Source organism: Kitasatospora sp. NPDC059462, assembly GCF_042749955.1.
Taxonomy (GTDB): Bacteria; Actinomycetota; Actinomycetes; order Streptomycetales; family Streptomycetaceae; genus Kitasatospora.
The window spans coordinates 69984-88415 of sequence record NZ_JBHYUU010000002.1 but is presented as its reverse complement, the minus strand read 5'-3'; the positions used below and the strand labels follow the sequence as shown (position 1 = coordinate 88415).

General features: G+C 73.4%; 15 protein-coding genes. 13 read left to right on the top strand and 2 right to left on the bottom strand.

What is annotated here, in order from left to right:
• Both ACFXAM_RS01125 and ACFXAM_RS01120 read right to left on the bottom strand, forming a co-directional pair.
• Positions 1-1050, bottom strand: coding sequence for an AAA family ATPase (locus ACFXAM_RS01125; RefSeq protein WP_380286852.1), 1050 nt, complete (start codon positions 1048-1050; stop codon positions 1-3).
• A gap of 286 nt (positions 1051-1336) precedes the next feature.
• Positions 1337-1879: a beta-class carbonic anhydrase gene (locus ACFXAM_RS01120; RefSeq protein WP_380286851.1), complete on the bottom strand. Its 543-nt coding sequence runs from the start codon at positions 1877-1879 to the stop codon at positions 1337-1339.
• Between the two features lie 508 nt (positions 1880-2387).
• On the opposite strand from ACFXAM_RS01120, the gene rsmH reads away from it, so the two are divergent.
• The 13 genes from rsmH (at position 2388) to ACFXAM_RS01055 (ending at position 18427) form a co-directional block, all read left to right on the top strand.
• Positions 2388-3362 (top strand): 16S rRNA (cytosine(1402)-N(4))-methyltransferase RsmH, encoded by a 975-nt coding sequence (rsmH, locus tag ACFXAM_RS01115; protein ID WP_380286850.1) that lies wholly within the window; start codon positions 2388-2390, stop codon positions 3360-3362.
• A gap of 109 nt (positions 3363-3471) precedes the next feature.
• The gene (locus tag ACFXAM_RS01110; protein ID WP_380286848.1) at positions 3472-4074 is read left to right on the top strand and encodes a hypothetical protein; all 603 of its coding nucleotides are present in this window, start codon (positions 3472-3474) and stop codon (positions 4072-4074) included.
• Complete coding sequence (locus ACFXAM_RS01105) at positions 4071-6356, top strand: penicillin-binding transpeptidase domain-containing protein (protein ID WP_380286847.1); 2286 nt, start codon at positions 4071-4073, stop codon at positions 6354-6356. The genes ACFXAM_RS01110 and ACFXAM_RS01105 overlap by 4 nt, the downstream gene beginning before the upstream one ends.
• Positions 6357-6362: 6 nt before the next feature.
• On the top strand, positions 6363-8015 hold the full coding sequence (locus tag ACFXAM_RS01100; protein WP_380286846.1) for a UDP-N-acetylmuramoyl-L-alanyl-D-glutamate--2,6-diaminopimelate ligase: 1653 nt from the start codon (positions 6363-6365) through the stop codon (positions 8013-8015).
• Positions 8012-9412 (top strand): UDP-N-acetylmuramoyl-tripeptide--D-alanyl-D-alanine ligase, encoded by a 1401-nt coding sequence (gene murF, locus ACFXAM_RS01095; protein WP_380286845.1) that lies wholly within the window; start codon positions 8012-8014, stop codon positions 9410-9412. The genes ACFXAM_RS01100 and murF overlap by 4 nt, the downstream gene beginning before the upstream one ends.
• Entirely contained in the window at positions 9412-10473 is a 1062-nt protein-coding gene (gene mraY / locus ACFXAM_RS01090; RefSeq protein WP_380286844.1) for a phospho-N-acetylmuramoyl-pentapeptide-transferase, read from the top strand. The genes murF and mraY overlap by 1 nt, the downstream gene beginning before the upstream one ends.
• Positions 10458-11924 carry a UDP-N-acetylmuramoyl-L-alanine--D-glutamate ligase gene (gene murD, locus ACFXAM_RS01085; protein ID WP_380286843.1) on the top strand — a complete coding sequence of 489 codons (1467 nt, stop codon included), beginning with the start codon at positions 10458-10460 and terminating at the stop codon, positions 11922-11924. The genes mraY and murD overlap by 16 nt, the downstream gene beginning before the upstream one ends.
• Positions 11925-11979: 55 nt before the next feature.
• Positions 11980-13359 carry a putative lipid II flippase FtsW gene (gene ftsW, locus ACFXAM_RS01080; RefSeq protein ID WP_380286842.1) on the top strand — a complete coding sequence of 460 codons (1380 nt, stop codon included), beginning with the start codon at positions 11980-11982 and terminating at the stop codon, positions 13357-13359.
• 6 nt (positions 13360-13365) lie between these two features.
• Complete coding sequence (murG, locus tag ACFXAM_RS01075) at positions 13366-14472, top strand: undecaprenyldiphospho-muramoylpentapeptide beta-N-acetylglucosaminyltransferase (protein ID WP_380286841.1); 1107 nt, start codon at positions 13366-13368, stop codon at positions 14470-14472.
• Entirely contained in the window at positions 14465-15241 is a 777-nt protein-coding gene (locus tag ACFXAM_RS01070; protein WP_380286840.1) for a cell division protein FtsQ/DivIB, read from the top strand. Before murG ends, ACFXAM_RS01070 begins: the two co-directional genes overlap by 8 nt.
• A gap of 413 nt (positions 15242-15654) precedes the next feature.
• Positions 15655-16893, top strand: coding sequence for a cell division protein FtsZ (gene ftsZ / locus ACFXAM_RS01065; RefSeq protein ID WP_380286839.1), 1239 nt, complete (start codon positions 15655-15657; stop codon positions 16891-16893).
• Positions 16890-17621, top strand: coding sequence for a peptidoglycan editing factor PgeF (pgeF, locus tag ACFXAM_RS01060; protein ID WP_380286838.1), 732 nt, complete (start codon positions 16890-16892; stop codon positions 17619-17621). Before ftsZ ends, pgeF begins: the two co-directional genes overlap by 4 nt.
• Entirely contained in the window at positions 17621-18427 is an 807-nt protein-coding gene (locus ACFXAM_RS01055) for a YggS family pyridoxal phosphate-dependent enzyme (protein ID WP_380286837.1), read from the top strand. The genes pgeF and ACFXAM_RS01055 overlap by 1 nt, the downstream gene beginning before the upstream one ends.
• The last annotated feature ends 5 nt before the right edge of the window (positions 18428-18432 follow it).

Below are 18432 nucleotides of genomic sequence, written 5' to 3'. Positions count from 1 at the left end.
TCAGCCCCTCCGGACGGCGGTGCCGCCCTGCTGCGGGCGCGGCAGCGGCAGGCGGGCGACCAGGTCGGCGACGATCTGCTCGGCGGTGCGGCGGCTGAGCTGGGTCTCGGCGGTGGGCATCAGGCGGTGGGCGAGCACCGGGACGGCGAGGCGCTGGATGTCGTCCGGGGTGACGTAGTCGCGGCCGTCCAGGGCGGCGGCGGCGCGGGCCGCCCGGACCAGGTGCAGGGTGGCGCGCGGCGAGGCGCCGAGCCGCAGCTCGTGGCTGTTGCGGGTGGCGGCGACCAGGTCGACGGCGTAGCGGCGGACCGGGTCGGCGACGTGCACGGTGCGGACCAGGTCGATCAGCTTGAGGATGTCGGCGGCGTGCGCGACCGGCTGCAGGTCGTCCAGCGGGCTGGCGCCGGCGTGCACGTCGAGCATCGCGAACTCGGCCTCGGGGCTGGGGTAGCCCATCGAGATCCGGGCCATGAAGCGGTCCCGCTGGGCCTCCGGGAGGGGGTAGGTGCCCTCCATCTCGACCGGGTTCTGGGTGGCGACGACCATGAACGGCGAGGGCAGTTCGTAGCTGGTGCCGTCGATGGTGACCTGGCGCTCCTCCATCGACTCCAGCAGCGCGGACTGGGTCTTGGGCGAGGCCCGGTTGATCTCGTCGCCGACCACGATCTGGGCGAAGATCGCACCGGGGCGGAACTCGAAGTCGCGCTGCTGCTGGTCGAAGATGTTGGTGCCGGTGACGTCCGAGGGCAGCAGGTCCGGGGTGAACTGGATGCGTCGCACGGTGCAGTCGACGGACCGGGCGAGGGCCTTGGCGAGCATGGTCTTGCCGACGCCGGGCACGTCCTCCAGCAGCAGGTGGCCCTCGGCGAGCAGGACGGTCAGGGCGATCCGCACGGCCTCCGGCTTGCCCTCGATCACGCTCTCGATGTTGCCGCGGACGCGGTCGACGACGGCGGCGAGTTCCGGCAGGCCGACCGGGGCGTACCCCGCGGCCTCCTGGTCGCCCCCCGCACGACCGTTGAGACCGGCCTGATCGCTGTAGCTCGTCACCCGTTCGCTCCCTGGCACACCACGACCGGCTCCGTCCGAGCCCGGCCCCACCCCATGCTGGACGCGGCCCCTCCGGGCGCGGTTCCGCGTGCGGGAGCCGGGTGCCGGAGTACGGCCTGCGGCTGGCCGCCCCAGGTGGTTCGAGGTCAGACCGGCAGGCGCATTCTCCCCCCTGAGGAGGCCAGAAGTCACCACTTGGAAGGGCCGCGCAGCTCGGCCGGGGGCCCGGCGGGCCCGGACGGGCCGCTCGGACGGGCCGGTCGGGCAGGGATCGGTCGGGCAGGGATCAGTCGATCTCGCGCAGCAGGCCGGTGTGGACGTCGAACACGAAGCCGCGCACGTCGTCGGTGTGGAGCAGGAAGGGGGAGGTGCGCACCCGCTGCATCGACTGGCGGACGTCGCCGTCCAGGTCGACGAAGGCCTCGACCGCCCACTGCGGGCGCTGGCCGACCTCCAGCTCCAGCTCGCGCCGGAAGTCCTCGGTCAGGCCGAGCAGGCCGCAGCCGGTGTGGTGGATCAGGGCGATCGAGCGGGTGCCCAGGGCCCGCTGGCTGATGGTGAGGGAGCGGATGGTGTCGTCGGTGACCACACCGCCCGCGTTGCGGATGACGTGGGCGTCGCCGAGTTCGAGGCCGAGTGCGGCGAACAGGTCGAGACGGGCGTCCATGCAGGCCACCACGGCGATCCGCTGGACCGGGCGGGCGTCCATGCCGCCGTCGCGGAAGGTCACCGCGTACGTGCGGTTGGCGGCGACGAAACGGTCGATGACGGTCGGTGGGGCGGGGTCGGCAGCGGCGGTCGGCCCGGGCCGGTCGGGAGTCACTGTCATGGGGGAGACGTTAGTGCGATTTCCCGGTGTGCGGTGGGGCCGATTGCTACAGAGCGGGCGCCTGTTGCCGAGGGCATCCCGACAACGGCCGGACGGGGTCCGTGTGCGCCACCCGGGTGGTGCACCGGGCCCCTGGCATGTGCCACGAGCACCCCCGCGACCTGCGGTGATCCGTACCGCCGCCCGGGTGGTGCGCCGGAGCGGGCCATTGACTGACGGGGCGTGCGCGATAGAGTTGCGGCGCAGTGGAGCACACCCGCCGAGGCCCGTCAACCGGGCCTTTCCGGCCGTGCGGTGACCGACGCGGCCCGTGGCCTCCACCCGCTCTCCGTGCCACCTGGCGCACCTTCCCCGGCGCCGGGCGGTCACGGCCTTCCCCTCGGAGCGGGCGGGGACCACGGGCCGCGCGGCCCGGCCCGAGCGACGGCTCCACCTCCCGGTGGGACAGAATGGTCGGAGCTCCCCGGACGTCGGGCGGCTTTCGCACCGAGGAAGGGCGCCACAGCGCATGACCACCAACGAGCCGGCACCCAAGCACGTCCCGGTGATGCTGCAGCGGTGCATGGACGCGCTGGCCCCGGCGATCTCCCGGCCCGGCGCGGTGGTGGTGGACGCCACCCTCGGCCTCGGCGGTCACAGCGAGGCGCTGCTCACCCAGTTCCCGGAGGTCCGGCTGATCGCGGTGGACCGCGACCCGGCGGCGCTGAAGCTCTCCGGCGAGCGGCTGGCCCGCTTCGGCGACCGGGCGACCCTGGTGCACGCCGTCTACGACGAGATCCCCGAGGTGCTGGACCGGCTGGACGTCCCCGCGATCGACGGCATCCTCTTCGACCTCGGTGTCTCCTCGATGCAGCTGGACGAGGCCGACCGCGGCTTCGCCTACTCCCAGGACGCGCCGCTGGACATGCGGATGGACCAGACCCGGGGGATCAGCGCGGCCGAGGTGCTGAACACCTACAGCCACGGCGAGCTGGCCCGGATCCTCAAGTTCTACGGCGAGGAGCGGTTCGCCGGCAAGATCGCCTCGGTCATCGTCCGGGAGCGCGAGAAGGAACCGTTCACCACCAGCGCGCGTCTGGTCGAGTTGGTGCGCGGTGCCATCCCGGCCGCCACCCGCCGCACCGGCGGGAACCCGGCCAAGCGGACCTTCCAGGCGCTGCGGATCGAGGTCAACGGCGAGCTGGAGGTCCTGGACCGGGCGATCCCCGGGGCGCTGGACGTCCTGACGCTCGGCGGGCGGATCGTCGTGATGTCGTACCAGTCGCTGGAGGACCGCCTGGTCAAGCAGTACTTCGCGGCCGGCGCCACCAGCACCGCCCCGCCGGGGCTGCCGTTCGTCCCCGAGGAGCACCAGCCCTGGCTGAAGCTGATCACTCGCGGTGCCGAGTTGGCCACGGAGGAGGAGATCGAGGAGAACCGGCGCGCCGCGCCCGTGCGGCTGCGGGTGGCGGAGAGGATCAGGGACCGAAGCACCCGGCGCTGACCGGCACCGGGGCGGTCCGAAGGGCGGAGGAAAGACAGTGGGGCCGGTGGCCGGAGGCGGGGCGGGGGGCCGTTTGCTCCCCGGGCAGAGCGGCAGGGCGCGGATCACCGTGCGTCCGGGACGGCAGGTACGGGGACGTACGCCGTTCGCGGTCCTGGTGGTGCTGCTGCTCGGCGCCGGGCTGCTCGGGTTGCTCGCGCTGAACACCGCGCTCAACGAGGGCTCCTTCGAGCTGTCCCGGTTGCAGCGCCAGACCACCGTGCTGACCGACGAGCAGCAGGGGCTGCAGCACCAGATCGACCAGAACTCCGCGCCGGACGCGCTGGCCCGCCGGGCCGCCGAACTGGGCATGGTGCCGGCCGGCGGGATGGCCTTCCTCGACCTGCCGAACGGCGGCGCGGTGGTCGGCACGCCCAAGGCGGCCCAGGACAGCCCCCCGGTGAAACGGTCCACCGCGGAACCGTGGCCCGCCAAGCAGCCCGCGCCCGGCGCCCAGCCCAGTGCCCCGCCCGCGCCCGGCGCCCAGCCCAGTGCTCCGCCGAGCGGCCAGCCGGCCGCGGGGACGACGGCTCCGGCCGCCCCGCCGCCGCCCGCCGCCGCCACCCCCGCCGCCTCGCCGACCGGCCCGGCGGCCGGTGGTGACGTCACCGTCCAGGTCAACCCGGGCCCGGCGCAGCCGTCGCCGCACGCGGGCGGAGGTGCCGGCCGATGAGCACCCCCCGCCAGCCCTCCGGCGGCGGCGCCGACGGGCGCCGCCCGGTCAGGGGCGCCGCGCCGCGTCCGGCCGCCCCGCGCGGGCAGTCCGCCGGCCGCGCCCAGAACCCGAAGCCGCAGAGCCCGAAGTCGCAGAGCCCGAGGTCGCAGAGCCCGAAGGCACCCGACCCCAAGGCGCAGAACCCCAAGGCCCAGAACCCCCGCGCCCAGAGCCCCCGGCCGCAGAGCGCCAAGCCGTCGGCGGCCAAGCCGTCGGCCGCCCGGGCCCAGTCCCCGAGGGACCCGGCCGCCCGGCCCCGCCCCCCGCGCGCCCCGGAGCAGCGCCGCTCCGACGGCCGCCCGCCGGTGCCCCGCCCGCGCCCGCAGCGCCGTCCGCCGGCCCGCCGGCCGGTCTCCCGGGGGATCCGGCTGGCCGATCCGCGCCGCCGGCTGCGGGTGATCACCATCGCGCTCTCGGTGGTGTTCTCGATCTTCGCCGGACGCCTGGTCCAGCTCCAGCTGCTGGACTCCGACGCACTGGCCGCCGACGCCAACACCAACCGCTACCTGAACATCCCGATCACCGCCGAGCGCGGCTCGATAACGTCCTCCGACGGCGTGGCCCTGGCCACCACCGTCGACGCCTACGACATCACCGCCGACCCGGCGATGTTCACCCCCGAGGCGACCGGCCTGCCGGACGCGCCCGAGCAGGCCGCCGCCCTGCTGGCGCCGATCCTCGGTGTGCCCAAGGAGAAGATCGCCGCCGACCTGCACACCCCCAAGACCCGCTACAAGCGGCTCGCCGCCCAGCAGAGCCCGGATGTCAAGAACCAGATCAGCGACCTCAAGTCCGGCCTGGAGAAGCAGGCCGGCTCGCGCGCCTGCCAGGCCCAGAAGCGGCTGCTGAACAAGCCCGCCGAGGAGGGCGGCCGCACCCGGCTGGACAACGAGTGCGTCAACCCGCTGGCCGGCGTCTTCAACCGGGAGACCCAGAAGCGGGTCTACCCGTCCGACGGGCTGGCCGCCAACCTGGTCGGCTTCGTCAACGCCGAGGGCGAGGGGTCCGGCGGGCTGGAGCAGCAGTACCAGGAGCTGCTGGCCGGCAAGGACGGCCACAGCAGCTACGCCCAGGCCGGCGGCCGCCTGGTGCCCACCGCGGGCGGCTCGCTGGAGCCCGCCGTGCCCGGTACCGACCTGCGGCTGACCATCAACCGGGACATCCAGTGGGCCGCCCAGCGGGCCATCACCGACCAGGTCTCCAACGCCGGGGCGGAGAAGGGCTACGTGATCGTCCAGGACGTGCGGAACGGCCAGGTGCTGGCGATGGCCACCTCGCCCGGCTTCAACCCCAACGACCTGAGCACCGCCAAGAACTCGCAGCTCGGCAACGCCGCCCTCCAGGACGCCTACGAGCCCGGCTCCACCGCCAAGCTGATGACCATGGCGGCCGTGCTGGACACCGGCAAGGCCACCTGGGACACCAAGGTCACCGTGCCGTACCCGCTGGTCCGCGGCGACGTGGCGTTCAAGGACGACGTGGAGCACGACACCTGGTACCTCACCCTGGCCGGCGTGCTCGCCAAGTCCTCCAACATCGGCACCATCGAGGCCGCCCAGACCCTCGGCGCCACCCAGCCCGAGGCCAACCAGGTGCTCTACGACTACCTGCGGAAGTTCGGCATCGGCCAGCAGACCGGCCTGGGCTTCCCCGGCGAGACCGCCGGACTGCTGGACAAGCCGGAGGACTGGAAGGCCTCCAAGCAGTACACGATCCCGTTCGGCCAGGGGCTCTCGGTCAACGCGCTGCAGGCGACCTCGGTGTTCTCGACCATCGCCAACGGCGGGGTCCGGGTGGCGCCCAGCGTCGTCCAGGGCACCACCGCGCCGGACGGCAAGTACTCCCCGGCCCCGGCGTCCGGGCAGTCCCGGGTGGTCGGCGAGCAGACCGCCAAGACCCTCACCGAGATGCTGGAGTCGGTCGTCTCCGACGAGCAGGGCACCGGCGGCAAGGCCGCGATCCCGGGCTACCGGGTCGCCGGCAAGACCGGGACCGCCAACCGGGTCGACCCCAAGGCCGGCGGCTACCGGGGCTACACCGCCTCCTTCATCGGCTTCGCCCCGGCCGACCAGCCGCGGGTCACCGTCTCCTGTGTGATCCAGGACCCGGTCAACGGCCACTTCGGCGGCCAGCTGTGCGGTCCGGTGTTCAAGCAGGTGATGGAGTTCACCCTCAAGACCCTCCAGGTCCCGCCGAGCGGCAGCGAGGCGCCCAACCTGCCCGTCGAGTGGAAGCCGTGATCGACCATGAGCAACGACCTGGCGGGTGCGGCCGCCGGTACGGAAAAGAGCCGGTTTGGCCCTGGACGCCCTTCGGCGGATAGCCTCTCCGCCGTGCCGAAACCCGATCAAATCACCGTGAGCCCGCCCCGCCCCGCCCGGACCGGCGCCCGGCCGCTCGCCGAGGTCGCCCGCCTGCTGGGCCTCGACCCCGTCGAGGGACCCGAGGTCACCGGCGTCACCCACAACGCCCGCGAGGTCCGCCCCGGCGACCTCTACGTGGCGTTCCCGGGGGCCAACCACCACGGCGCGTCGTTCGCCGGGCAGGCCGCCGCGGCCGGCGCGGTCGCGGTGCTCACCGACCCGGCCGGCGCCGAGCTGGCGGCCGGCAGCGGCCTGCCGCTGCTGGTGGTCGACCGGCCCCGGGCCCGGATGGGCGAGCTCGCGGCCGCCGTCTACGACCGGCCGTCCGAGCGGCTGCTGATGATCGGCCTCACCGGCACCAACGGCAAGACCACCACCTCGTACCTGGTCGAGGGCGGCCTGCGCGGCGCCGGCCGCCACCCCGGCGTGATCGGCACCGTCGAGATGCGGGTCGGCGACGAGCGGATCAAGAGCGAGCGGACCACCCCCGAGGCCACCGACCTGCACGCGATCCTCGCCGTGATGGGCGAGCGCGGCGCCGACGCGGTGACCATGGAGGTCTCCAGCCACGCCCTGGTCTACGGCCGCACCGACGGCGTGGCCTACGACGTCGCGCTGTTCAACAACCTCACCCCCGAGCACCTCGACTTCCACCCGGACATGGAGGACTACTTCCAGGCGAAGGCCCGGCTCTTCCAGCCCGGCAAGTCCCGCGCCGGCGTGGTCAACCTGGACGACGCCTACGGCCGCCGACTCGCCGCGGAGGCGAAGATCCCGGTCGCCACCTTCTCCGCCACCGGCGCCCCCGCGGCGGACTGGCGGGCGGTGGACGTCCAGCTCGGCCCGGTCGGCTCGACCTTCCGGGTGCTCGGCCCCGACGGCGCCGAGGCGGACGCCTCCGTCCCGCTGCCCGGCCCGTTCAACGTCGCCAACGCGCTGGCCGCGATCGTCCTGCTCGCCACCGCCGGGCTCCCGCTGGAGCGTGCGGTGGCCGGCGTCGCCGCCGTCCCCGGCGTGCCCGGCCGGCTGGAGCGGGTGGACGCCGGACAGCCCTACGTCGCGGTGGTCGACTACGCGCACAAGCCGGACGCCCTGGAGGCCGTCCTCGGCTCGCTGCGCGAGGTCACCAAGGGCCGGCTGCACGTGGTGGTCGGCTGCGGCGGCGACCGCGACCCCCACAAGCGCGCCCCGATGGGCGGCATCGCGGCCCGGCTCGCCGACACCGCCGTGCTGACCAGCGACAACCCGCGCAGCGAGGACCCGCTGGCGATCCTCGCCACCATGCTGAACGGCGCCGCCGCGGTGCCCGAGGCCGAGCGCGGCGCCGTCCTGGTCGTGCCCGACCGCGCCGAGGCGATCGAGCTGGCGGTCGCCCGCGCCCAGGCCGGTGACACCGTGCTGGTGGCCGGCAAGGGCCACGAGCTCGGCCAGTACGTACGAGACGAGATCCGCCCCTTCGACGACCGGGAGGTGCTGCGCGAATCCATCGCGCGGACCACGGCCGCCCGGGGCACCGGAGGAGTAGAGCAGCCGTGATCGCACTGACCCTCGCCGAGGTGGCCGCCGCAGTCGGCGGAACCCTGGCCGGCGCCGACCCCGACGCCCTGGTGACCGCCCCGGTCGAGGTCGACTCCCGCAAGGTCCGCCCCGGTGGTCTGTTCGCGGCCTTCGTCGGCGAGCGCGTGGACGGCCACGACTACGCGGAGACCGCGGTCGCGGCCGGCGCCGTCGCGGTGCTGGCCTCCCGCCCGGTCGACGGGCCCGCCGTGCTGGTCGACAGCGTGGTGGACGCGCTCGGCAAGCTGGCCCGCGCCGTCGTGGGCCGCTCCGAGGCCGCCGTGGTCGCGCTGACCGGCTCGGCCGGGAAGACCAGCACCAAGGACCTCATCGCCCAGCTGCTGGAGCGCCTGGGCGACACGGTCTACCCGCCCGGCTCGCTCAACAACGAGATCGGCCACCCGATGACCGCCCTGCGGGTCGAGGGCACCACCCGGCACCTGGTGCTGGAGATGGGGGCCCGGCACAAGGGCGACATCGAGTACCTCACCTCGATCACCCCGCCCCGGATCGGCCTGGTGCTGAACGTCGGCACCGCGCACGTCGGCGAGTTCGGCTCCCAGGAGGCCATCGCCGAGGCCAAGGGCGAACTCGTCGAGGCGCTGCCCGCCGACGGCGCGGCGATCCTCAACGCGGACGACCGTCTGGTGCGCGCCATGGCCGCGCGCACCAGGGCCCGGGTGGTGTTCTTCGGGGAGTCCCCGGACGCCGACGTCCGGGCACGGGACGTTCGCCTGGACTCCACCGGACGGCCATCCTTCACGCTGAGCACCCCGGCCGGTTCCGCACCCGTGCAGCTGCGCCTGTACGGTGAGCACCACGTCTCGAACGCCCTCGCCGCCGCCGCGGTGGCGATGGAGCTCGGGATGACCGTCGACGACACCGCCGAAGCGCTGAGCCAGGCGGGTGCGCTGTCCCGCTGGCGCATGGAGGTCGTCGACCGGGCCGATGGTGTCACCGTCGTCAACGACGCCTACAACGCGAACCCCGACTCGATGCGGGCCGCGCTGCGGGCGCTGATCTCGATGGGGGGGCGCGGCCCGGAGCGCCGCCGCACCTGGGCGGTGCTCGGCGAGATGCGGGAGCTCGGCGAGGACAGCCTGGCCGAGCATGACGCCATCGGGCGGCTCGCCGTCCGGCTGGACGTCACCAAGCTGGTGGCGGTCGGCGGACGCGAGGCGGCCTGCATGGAACTGGGCGCGAGGAACGAAGGTTCGTGGGGTGAGGAGTCGGTGCTGGTGTCCGACGCGGACGCGGCGGTCGAGCTGCTGCGCAGTCAGCTGCGGCCGGGGGATGTGGTGCTGGTGAAGGCCTCCCGTTCGGTGGGGCTGGAGAAGGTGGCCGAGGCCCTCCTCGCGGACGGTGCGGCCGAGTAATGAAGCAGATCCTCTTCTCCGGCATGATCGGCCTGATCCTGTCGCTGGTCGGCACCCCCGCGCTGATCAAGCTGCTCGCCCGGCAGGGCTACGGCCAGTACATCCGCGACGACGGCCCCAAGGCGCACCACAGCAAGAAGGGCACGCCCACCATGGGCGGCATCGCCTTCATCCTGGCGACCCTGGTGGCCTACTTCGCGACCAAGGCGATAACGGGCGAGAGCCCGACCGCCTCCGGCCTGCTGGTGCTGTTCCTGACCACCGGTCTGGGCCTGGTGGGCTTCCTCGACGACTACATCAAGGTCGTCAAGCGGCGCTCGCTGGGCCTGCGGGCGAAGGCCAAGCTGGCCGGCCAGTCCATCGTCGGCCTGCTGTTCGCAGTCCTCGCCCTGCAGTTCCCCGACAACGCCGGCCGCCGCCCGGCCTCCGAGCACCTGTCCTTCGTCCGGGACTTCGAGTGGGCGATCGGCCCGGTGCTGTTCGTCATCTTCGCGTACTTCCTGATCGCCGCGACCTCCAACGGCGTCAACCTGACGGACGGTCTGGACGGCCTGGCCACCGGCGCCTCGGTGATGGCCTTCGGTGCCTACACCTTCATCGGCGTCTGGGAGTACGGCCAGAGCTGCGCCTACGTGGCCTCGGCCACCTCCAACTGCTACGACGTCCGCGACCCGCTGGACCTCGCGGTGGTCGCGGCCGCCCTGATGGGCTCCTGCTTCGGCTTCCTCTGGTGGAACACCTCGCCCGCCAAGATCTTCATGGGCGACACCGGCTCGCTGGCCCTCGGCGGCGCGCTGGCCGGTCTGGCGATCTGCTCGCGCACCGAGATCCTGCTCGTCCTGCTGGGCGGCCTCTTCGTGATCATCACCCTCTCGGTGATCATCCAGGTCGGCTCGTTCCGGATGACCGGCAAGCGCGTCTTCAAGATGGCCCCCCTGCAGCACCACTTCGAACTCAAGGGCTGGAGCGAGGTCCTGGTCGTGGTCCGGTTCTGGATCATCCAGGGTCTGTGCGTGGCCGTCGGCCTCGGCCTCTTCTACGCGGGATGGGTGACCGGATGACCGCCGCCGAACCGGCCACCCCGGACTGGGCCGGCCTGCCGGTCGCCGTCGCCGGGCTCGGTGTCTCCGGCATCAGCGCCGCCCGCGTCCTGCGCGGCCTCGGCGCGGAGGTCACCGTCGTGGACGGCGGCACCGGCGAGGGCCTCCGGGCCCGCGCCGCCGAGCTGGAGGCCCGGGGCGTCACCGTCCGCCTCGGCGACGGCGCCACCCTGCCCGAGGGCACCCGGCTGGTCGTCACCTCGCCGGGCTGGCCGCCGAGCAGCCCGCTGTTCGCCGCGGCCGCCGAGGCCGGCGTCGAGGTCTGGGGCGACGTCGAGCTGGCCTGGCACCTGCGCCGGCCGCTGCCCGCCACCGGCGAGCCCGCCCCCTGGCTGGCCGTCACCGGTACCAACGGCAAGACCACCACCGTCCAGATGCTCGCCTCGATCCTCACCGCGGCCGGCCGGCGCACCGCCGCCGTCGGCAACGTCGGGGTCTCGGTGCTGGACGCGGTGCTCGCCGACGAGCCCTACGACGTGCTCGCCGTCGAGCTCTCCAGCTACCAGCTGCACTGGGCGCCCTCGCTGCGCCCCTACGCGGCGGCCGTGCTCAACCTGGCGCCCGACCACCTCGACTGGCACGGCTCCATGGAGGCGTACGCCGCCGACAAGGGCCGGATCTACGAGGGCAACGTCGTCGCCTGCGTGTACAACCTGGCCGACCCGGCCACCGAGGCGCTGGTCCGCGAGGCCGACGTCGAGGAGGGCTGCCGGGCGGTCGGCTTCGGCCTCGGCGCGCCCGGCCCGTCGAACCTCGGCGTGGTCGACGGCCTGCTGGTGGACCGCGCGTTCGTGCCCGACCGGGCGACCAGCGCCGCCGAACTGGGTTCGGTGGAGGACGTCAACCCCCCGGCGCCCCACAACATCACCAACGCCCTCGCGGCCGCCGCGCTGGCCCGCGCCTACGGCGTGGAGCCGAAGGCCGTGCGGGAGGGCCTGCGCGCCTTCCGGCCGGACGCACACCGGATCGCCGAGGTCGCGGTGGCCGACGGCGTCACGTACGTCGACGACTCCAAGGCGACCAACACCCACGCCGCGGCGGCCTCGCTCGCCGCGTACCGGCCGATCGTCTGGATCGCCGGCGGCCTCGCCAAGGGCGCGACCTTCGACGACCTCGTCCAGGGCGCGGCCGAGCGGCTGCGGGGCGCCGTGCTGATGGGCGAGGACCGCGCGCTGATCCGCGAGGCACTGGCGCGACACGCCCCGGATGTCCCGGTGATCGAGGCGGCCGAGGGCCAGACTGGCGCGGTGGCGATGACCGAGGTGGTCCGCGCGGCCGCGTCACTCGCCCGAACGGGTGACACGGTGCTGCTGGCCCCGGCCTGCGCCTCGATGGACATGTTCACCAACTACGGCGAGCGCGGCGACCTCTTCGCCGCGGCCGTCCGGGAGCTGGCGGACGGGAACCGGTAGGCGACCCGTGCCTCGTGGCCTCCGGCCGGAGGCCACGAGGACGAGAAGGGGAGCTGTGGTGGGGCAGGGCGGCAGGGCGGGCGGTTCGAGCGCGCCGGAGAAGGGGCGCCCGGCCGGCTCCCTGCGGGTGATCTCGGCCACCACCACCGCCTACAAGTCGGCCGGTCCGCTCGCCCGGCTGCAGGCCTTCCGGGCCCGCGTGCGGTACGCCCTGGACCGGCCGCTCACCCCCTACCTGCTGGTCGCCGGCACCGCGCTGCTGCTGGTCGTGCTCGGGCTGATGATGGTCTTCTCGGCCTCGCAGATCCTCGCGCTGGGCCAGCACCGCTCGACCCAGTTCTACTTCTACAAGCAGCTGCTCGCGGTGGTGCTCGGCTTCACCCTGCTGCTCGGCTTCGCCCTGGTACCGGTGGCCGTGCTGCGGGTGATCGTCTACCCGGTGATGTTCGCGGTGATCGGCGCCATGGTGCTGGTCGCGATCCCGGGCATCGGCATGGAGGTCAACGGCAACCGGAACTGGCTGGATTTCGGCGTGTTCCAGTTCCAGCCGTCCGAGTTCGCCAAGCTCGCCCTGGTGCTCTGGGGCGCCGACCTGCTCGCCCGCAAGCAGAAGGCCGGCACCCTCGACCAGTGGAAGCACCTGCTGGTCCCGCTGGTGCCGGGCGCCCTGCTGCTGCTCGCGCTGATCATGCTCGGCGGCGACATGGGCACCTCGATGATCCTGGTGGCGATGCTCTTCGGCCTGCTCTGGATGGTCGGCGCGCCGCTGCGGCTGTTCGTCGCCACGCTCGGCGTCGCCGTCGTCGTCTGCACCGCCCTGGTGGTCACCGTCCCGCACCGCGCCGAGCGGCTCTCCTGCATCGGCGTGACCAAGCTCGACCCGGCCGGCGCCTGCTTCCAGGCCCTGCACGGCGTCTACTCGTTCGGCCTCGGCGGCCTGTTCGGCTCCGGACTCGGCGCCGGCGTGGAGAAGTGGGGCCAGCTCCCGGAGGCGCACACCGACTTCATCTTCGCCACCACGGGCGAGGAACTCGGTCTGGTGGGGACGCTGTCGGTGATCGGTCTCTTCGCGGCACTAGGCTACGCGGGTATCCGTGTGGCCATCGGCACGAAGGATCCCTTCGTCAGGTACGCCGCGGGAGCCGCCACCACCTGGATCATGGCGCAGGCCGTGATCAACCTGGGGTCGGCGCTGGGACTGCTGCCCATCGCGGGCGTCCCGCTCCCGCTGTTCTCCTACGGCGGTTCCGCCATGCTGTCGGCCATGTCCGCGATCGGGGTGCTGCTCTGCCTGGCACGCAGCAGCTCGGGCGCGAAGGCGGCCCTGGCCGCCCGGAGCAAGAACTCCCGGATCAGGAAGCAGCTGGCCCGGGTGCTGCCACGACGACGAACCACAGCGCGCCCGGCCAGCGGGCCGGCACGCAGGGAGCGGTGAATTTCGGTGCATGTCGTACTCGCCGGCGGGGGGACCGCCGGTCACATCGAGCCGGCCATGGCCCTCGCGGACGCCCTCCGCAGGCACGACCCGTCCATCGGGATCACCGCCCTCGGCACCGAGCGCGGCCTGGAGACCCGGCTGGTGCCCGAGCGCGGCTACCAGCTGGAGCTGATCCCGGCCGTCCCGCTGCCCCGCAAGCCCACCCCCGAGCTGATCACCGTCCCGGGCCGGCTGCGCGGCACCGTCCGGGCCGCCCAGGAGATCATCGAGCGGGTCAAGGCGGACGCCGTGGTCGGCTTCGGCGGCTACGTCGCGATGCCCGCCTACCTGGCCGCCAAGCGGGCCGGGGTGCCGATCGTGGTGCACGAGGCCAACGCCCGGCCCGGCCTGGCCAACAAGATCGGCGCCCGGTACAGCGACTTCGTCGCCGTCTCCACCCCGGACAGCAAGCTGCGCGACTCCCGGTACATCGGCATCCCGCTGCGCCGGACCATCGCGACCCTGGACCGGGGCGCGGTCCGCCCGGAGGCCCGGCACTACTTCGGCCTCGACCAGCGGCTGCCCACCCTGCTGGTGACCGGCGGCTCGCAGGGCGCCCGCCGGCTGAACGAGACGATCGCCGCGATCGCCCCCCGGCTCCAGCAGTACGGGGTGCAGATCCTGCACGCGGTCGGCCCGAAGAACGAGCTGCCGCAGGTCGACGAGATCCCCGGGATGCCGCCGTACCGCCCGGTGCCGTACCTGGACCGGATGGACCTCGCCTACGCGGCGGCCGACATGATGCTCTGCCGGGCCGGTGCCATGACGGTGGCCGAGCTGGCCGCGGTCGGCCTGCCCGCCGCGTTCGTGCCGCTGCCGATCGGCAACGGCGAGCAGCGGCTGAACGCCCAGCCGATGGTCAAGGCCGGCGGTGGCCTGCTGGTCGACGACGCCGAGCTGAGCCCCGACTGGGTGCTGCAGAACGTGCTGCCGGTGCTCACCGACCCGCAGCGGCTGTGGGACATGAGCCGGGCCGCCGCCGAGTTCGGCCGCCGGGACGCCGACGAGCTGCTGGTGGGCATGGTCTACGAGGCCATCGAGGCCGCCCGGGGCGGCCGCCGTCGTGGCTGACGCCCGGCTCGCCGATCCCCTCGACGAGGAGTTCGAGGCCGAGGAGTACGCTCCTCGGCTCCGGCTCTCCCGCCGGGGGGTGGTGGTGCTGGGCGCCGTGACCGCGGTGCTCCTCGGAGTGCTGTCCTGGCTGGTGTTCTTCTCCTCGGTGCTGGAGGTCCGTTCGGTCTCGGTGCAGGGGATGCGGGACGACCGGCTGACGGCCGACGAGGTCCGCTCGGCGGTCGGCGGGGCCGGTTCCGGCCCGCTGGCCCGGGTGGACCTCGACGAGACCCGCCGGCGGGTGGAGGCGATACCCCGGGTGGCGAAGGCGGAGGTGTGGCGTGGCTGGCCGAACACCCTGCGGGTGAAGGTCACCCAGCGCACGGCGGTCGCCGCGGTCAAGGGCGAGGACGGACTCTTCACCCAGGTGGACGCGGGCGGGGTGAGCTTCGCCACCGAGCCGGCCGCTCCGGAAGGGGTGCCGGTGGTGGAGCTGAAGCTCAGCCAGCAGGCCCTGGACGTCGAGTCGGTGATCGACCGTCCCCAGCTGGTGCGCGGCGCGGTGGCGGTGGCCGCCGGCCTGCCGGAGGACGTCCGGCAGCGGGCCGGCGCGGTCCTGGTGCACTCGTACGACGACATCCAGCTGCAGCTCGGCGGGGGTTTGACGGTGCGCTGGGGGAGTCCCGAGCAGACCGATCGAAAAGCCCGGGCGCTGGTGGCGCTGTTGAATCAGAAGGGTACGAACTTCGACGTCAGCGCCCCTGACTCGCCTGCGGTGTCCGGATGATCCGGTAGGTTTTCCGGGTACACAAGGGGTTCGCGCGGAGCGCGTCGCCGAAAGGGTGGCGGCGGGCTGCGGGTGGGCTTGACGCGGTTTCGTGTCGGCCCGACCCTTGGTGGTCACCCCGGTTTCATTCGCCGGTCGATGATCACATAGGCTCAAAAGAAAAAGGGAAGCTCGGCGTGTTCGTTGAAACACGTGGCCGGAGCCACCTAGTGTCCTGTGTCACCAGCCTCTGTTCCCTGGTGATGTGACAGAGGCGCAGCACTAACCCTAAAGGTCAAGTTTAGGGTTGGGGTCGGCGGTCGGCATTTCGGACATTACGTCAGAAACCAGGCTCCCTACCCATCGACATCCGTCGGTTCGGCCCTGACCGGGCATCGGGCCGACCCGGAAATTCGAGGCGAGAGGCCTTCGACGTGGCAGCACCGCAGAACTACCTCGCAGTCATCAAGGTCGTCGGTATCGGCGGCGGTGGTGTCAACGCCATCAACCGGATGATCGAGGTCGGTCTCAAGGGCGTCGAGTTCATCGCGATCAACACCGATGCGCAGGCCCTCCTCATGAGCGACGCCGACGTCAAGCTCGATGTGGGCCGTGAACTCACCCGGGGCCTCGGCGCCGGCGCCAACCCCGAGGTCGGCCGGAAGGCCGCCGAGGACCACCGCGAGGAGATCGAGGAGGTCCTCAAGGGGGCCGACATGGTCTTCGTCACCGCCGGCGAGGGCGGCGGCACCGGCACGGGCGGCGCGCCGGTCGTCGCCAACATCGCCCGCTCGCTGGGCGCGCTCACCATCGGCGTGGTCACCCGCCCGTTCACCTTCGAGGGCCGGCGGCGCGCCAACCAGGCCGAGGACGGCATCGCCGCCCTGCGCGAAGAGGTCGACACCCTCATCGTGATCCCCAACGACCGGCTGCTGTCCATCTCGGACCGCCAGGTCAGCGTCCTGGACGCGTTCCGCTCGGCCGACCAGGTCCTGCTCTCCGGTGTCCAGGGCATCACCGACCTGATCACCACCCCCGGTCTGATCAACCTCGACTTCGCCGACGTCAAGTCGGTCATGTCGGACGCCGGCTCGGCGCTCATGGGCATCGGCTCGGCCCGCGGCGAGGACCGCGCCAAGGCCGCCGCCGTGATGGCGATCTCCTCGCCGCTGCTGGAGGCCTCGATCGACGGCGCCCGCGGCGTGCTGCTCTCCATCTCCGGCGGCTCCGACCTCGGCCTGTTCGAGATCAACGAGTCCGCCCAGCTGGTCAGCGAGGCGGCCCACCCCGAGGCCAACATCATCTTCGGCGCCGTCATCGACGACGCCCTCGGCGACGAGGTCCGGGTCACCGTCATCGCGGCCGGCTTCGACGGCGGGCAGCCGCCGGCCATCGTCCGCGAGCCGGTGGTCAAGGCGAGCGCGACCCCGGCCAACCCGCCGGCCTCCGCGTCCGGCGGCAGCACCCCGGAGCGTCCGGCCGGCCGCCCCTCGTACGGCGGCATCGGCTCGGTGACCTCCCGTCCGGACGGCGAGGGCTCCGCCCCGGCCCGCCCGGCCGAGGCCCCGGCCACCGCGACCGCCGCCCCGGTGCCGCCGCAGGTGCAGCCGGCCCGCCAGCCGTACGTGGAGAGCCCGGCCGAGGAGCTCGACGTCCCGGATTTCCTTAAGTGATCGACCACGCGGTCCGCGACGGTGCTCACTTCGCCTTCACCTCCCGGTGGGGCGGGGTGAGCACTTCGCCGTACGGGGAGCTGAACCTCGGCGGGGCGGTGGGGGACGACCCGGCGGCCGTCCGGGAGAACCGGGCGATCGCGGCCCGCGCGCTCGGCCTCGACCCGGCCGACGTGGTCTGGATGAACCAGGTGCACGGCGCGGACGTGGCCGTGGTGACCGGGCGGCAGCCGGCCGGCGGGGCGCCGGCCGTCGACGCGGTGGTCACCGACCGTCCGCTGGCCCTGGCGGTGCTCACGGCCGACTGCACCCCGGTGCTGCTGGCCGACCCGGTCGCGGGTGTGGTCGGAGCGGCCCACGCCGGACGGCCCGGCCTCGCCGCCGGGGTGGTCCCGGCGGTGGTCCGGGCGATGACGGAACTCGGTGCCGAGCCCGGGCGGATCACCGCCGCCACCGGCCCGGCGGTCTGCGGCCGCTGCTACGAGGTGCCCGACGGGCTGCGCGCCGAGGTCGCGGACCGGGTGCCCGCCGCGTACGCCGAGACCTCCTGGGGGACCCCGGCGCTGGACGTGCCGCGGGGGGTCGAGGCCCAGCTGGCCGCCGCGGGGGTCACCGGGCTGGTGCGCTCACCGGTCTGCACCCTCGAATCCGCCGATCACTACTCCTACCGTCGCGAGCAGCGCACCGGCCGGCTCGCGAGCTATGTCTGGTTGGGCTCTGAACACTGATGACGAATGACATCTACGGACCGTTCCCGGCCGGTTCCGGTCGGTTTCCGGGCAAGGACTGGCTGGACGCGCTGACGGAGGGTCAGCGGGCCCGCTACGAGGAACTGGGCACCAACCTGGAGGTCGTCGAGCGCCGGATCGCCGACGCCTGCGCCGCCGCCGGGCGGGCCCGCGACGAGGTCCGGCTGATCGTGGTCACCAAGACCTACCCCGCCGAGGACACCGCGCTGCTGGCGGGGCTGGGCGTCACCGACGTCGCGGAGAACCGCGACCAGGACGCCGCCCCCAAGGCGGAGCAGTGCAGAAACCTTCCTCTGGACTGGCACTTCGTCGGCCAGCTGCAGACCAACAAGGTCCGCTCGGTCGTCCGCTACGCCGACCACGTCCACTCGGTGGACCGGCCGCGGCTGGTGGAGTCGCTCGGCGCGGCGGTGCGCAAGGCCGGGCGCGCCGACCTCGGCTGCCTGGTGCAGATCGCGCTGGACAAGGAGCACGGCGAGGGCGAGCACCGCGCCGGGGTCGCCCCGGCCGACGTCGCGGCCCTGGCCGACGCGATCGCCGACACGCCCGGGCTGCGCCTGGACGGTGTGATGACGGTCGCTCCGCTCGCCGGACCGCTGGCCGGCGACCCGGCCGCGGCCTTCGATCGGCTGGCGGAAATCGCAACCGCCGTACGCACCGACCATCCGGCTGCCACCATGGTGTCGGCAGGGATGAGTGGTGACCTTGAGCAGGCCATTGCCGCCGGGGCGACACATGTGCGCGTCGGAACGGCGGTACTCGGAGTGCGGTCACCCCTCGGGTAACGTCA

Bases quoted from the DNA above. Each gene is read 5' to 3' on its own strand.
- ACFXAM_RS01120 (WP_380286851.1), bottom strand. From the start codon at position 1,879: ATGACAGTGACTCCCGACCGGCCCGGGCCGACCGCCGCTGCCGACCCC.
- rsmH (WP_380286850.1), top strand. From the start codon at position 2,388: ATGACCACCAACGAGCCGGCACCCAAGCACGTCCCGGTGATGCTGCAG.
- ACFXAM_RS01105 (WP_380286847.1), top strand. From the start codon at position 4,071: ATGAGCACCCCCCGCCAGCCCTCCGGCGGCGGCGCCGACGGGCGCCGC.
- ACFXAM_RS01100 (WP_380286846.1), top strand. From the start codon at position 6,363: ATGAGCAACGACCTGGCGGGTGCGGCCGCCGGTACGGAAAAGAGCCGG.
- mraY (WP_380286844.1), top strand. From the start codon at position 9,412: ATGAAGCAGATCCTCTTCTCCGGCATGATCGGCCTGATCCTGTCGCTG.
- murD (WP_380286843.1), top strand. From the start codon at position 10,458: ATGGGTGACCGGATGACCGCCGCCGAACCGGCCACCCCGGACTGGGCC.
- ACFXAM_RS01055 (WP_380286837.1), top strand. From the start codon at position 17,621: ATGACGAATGACATCTACGGACCGTTCCCGGCCGGTTCCGGTCGGTTT.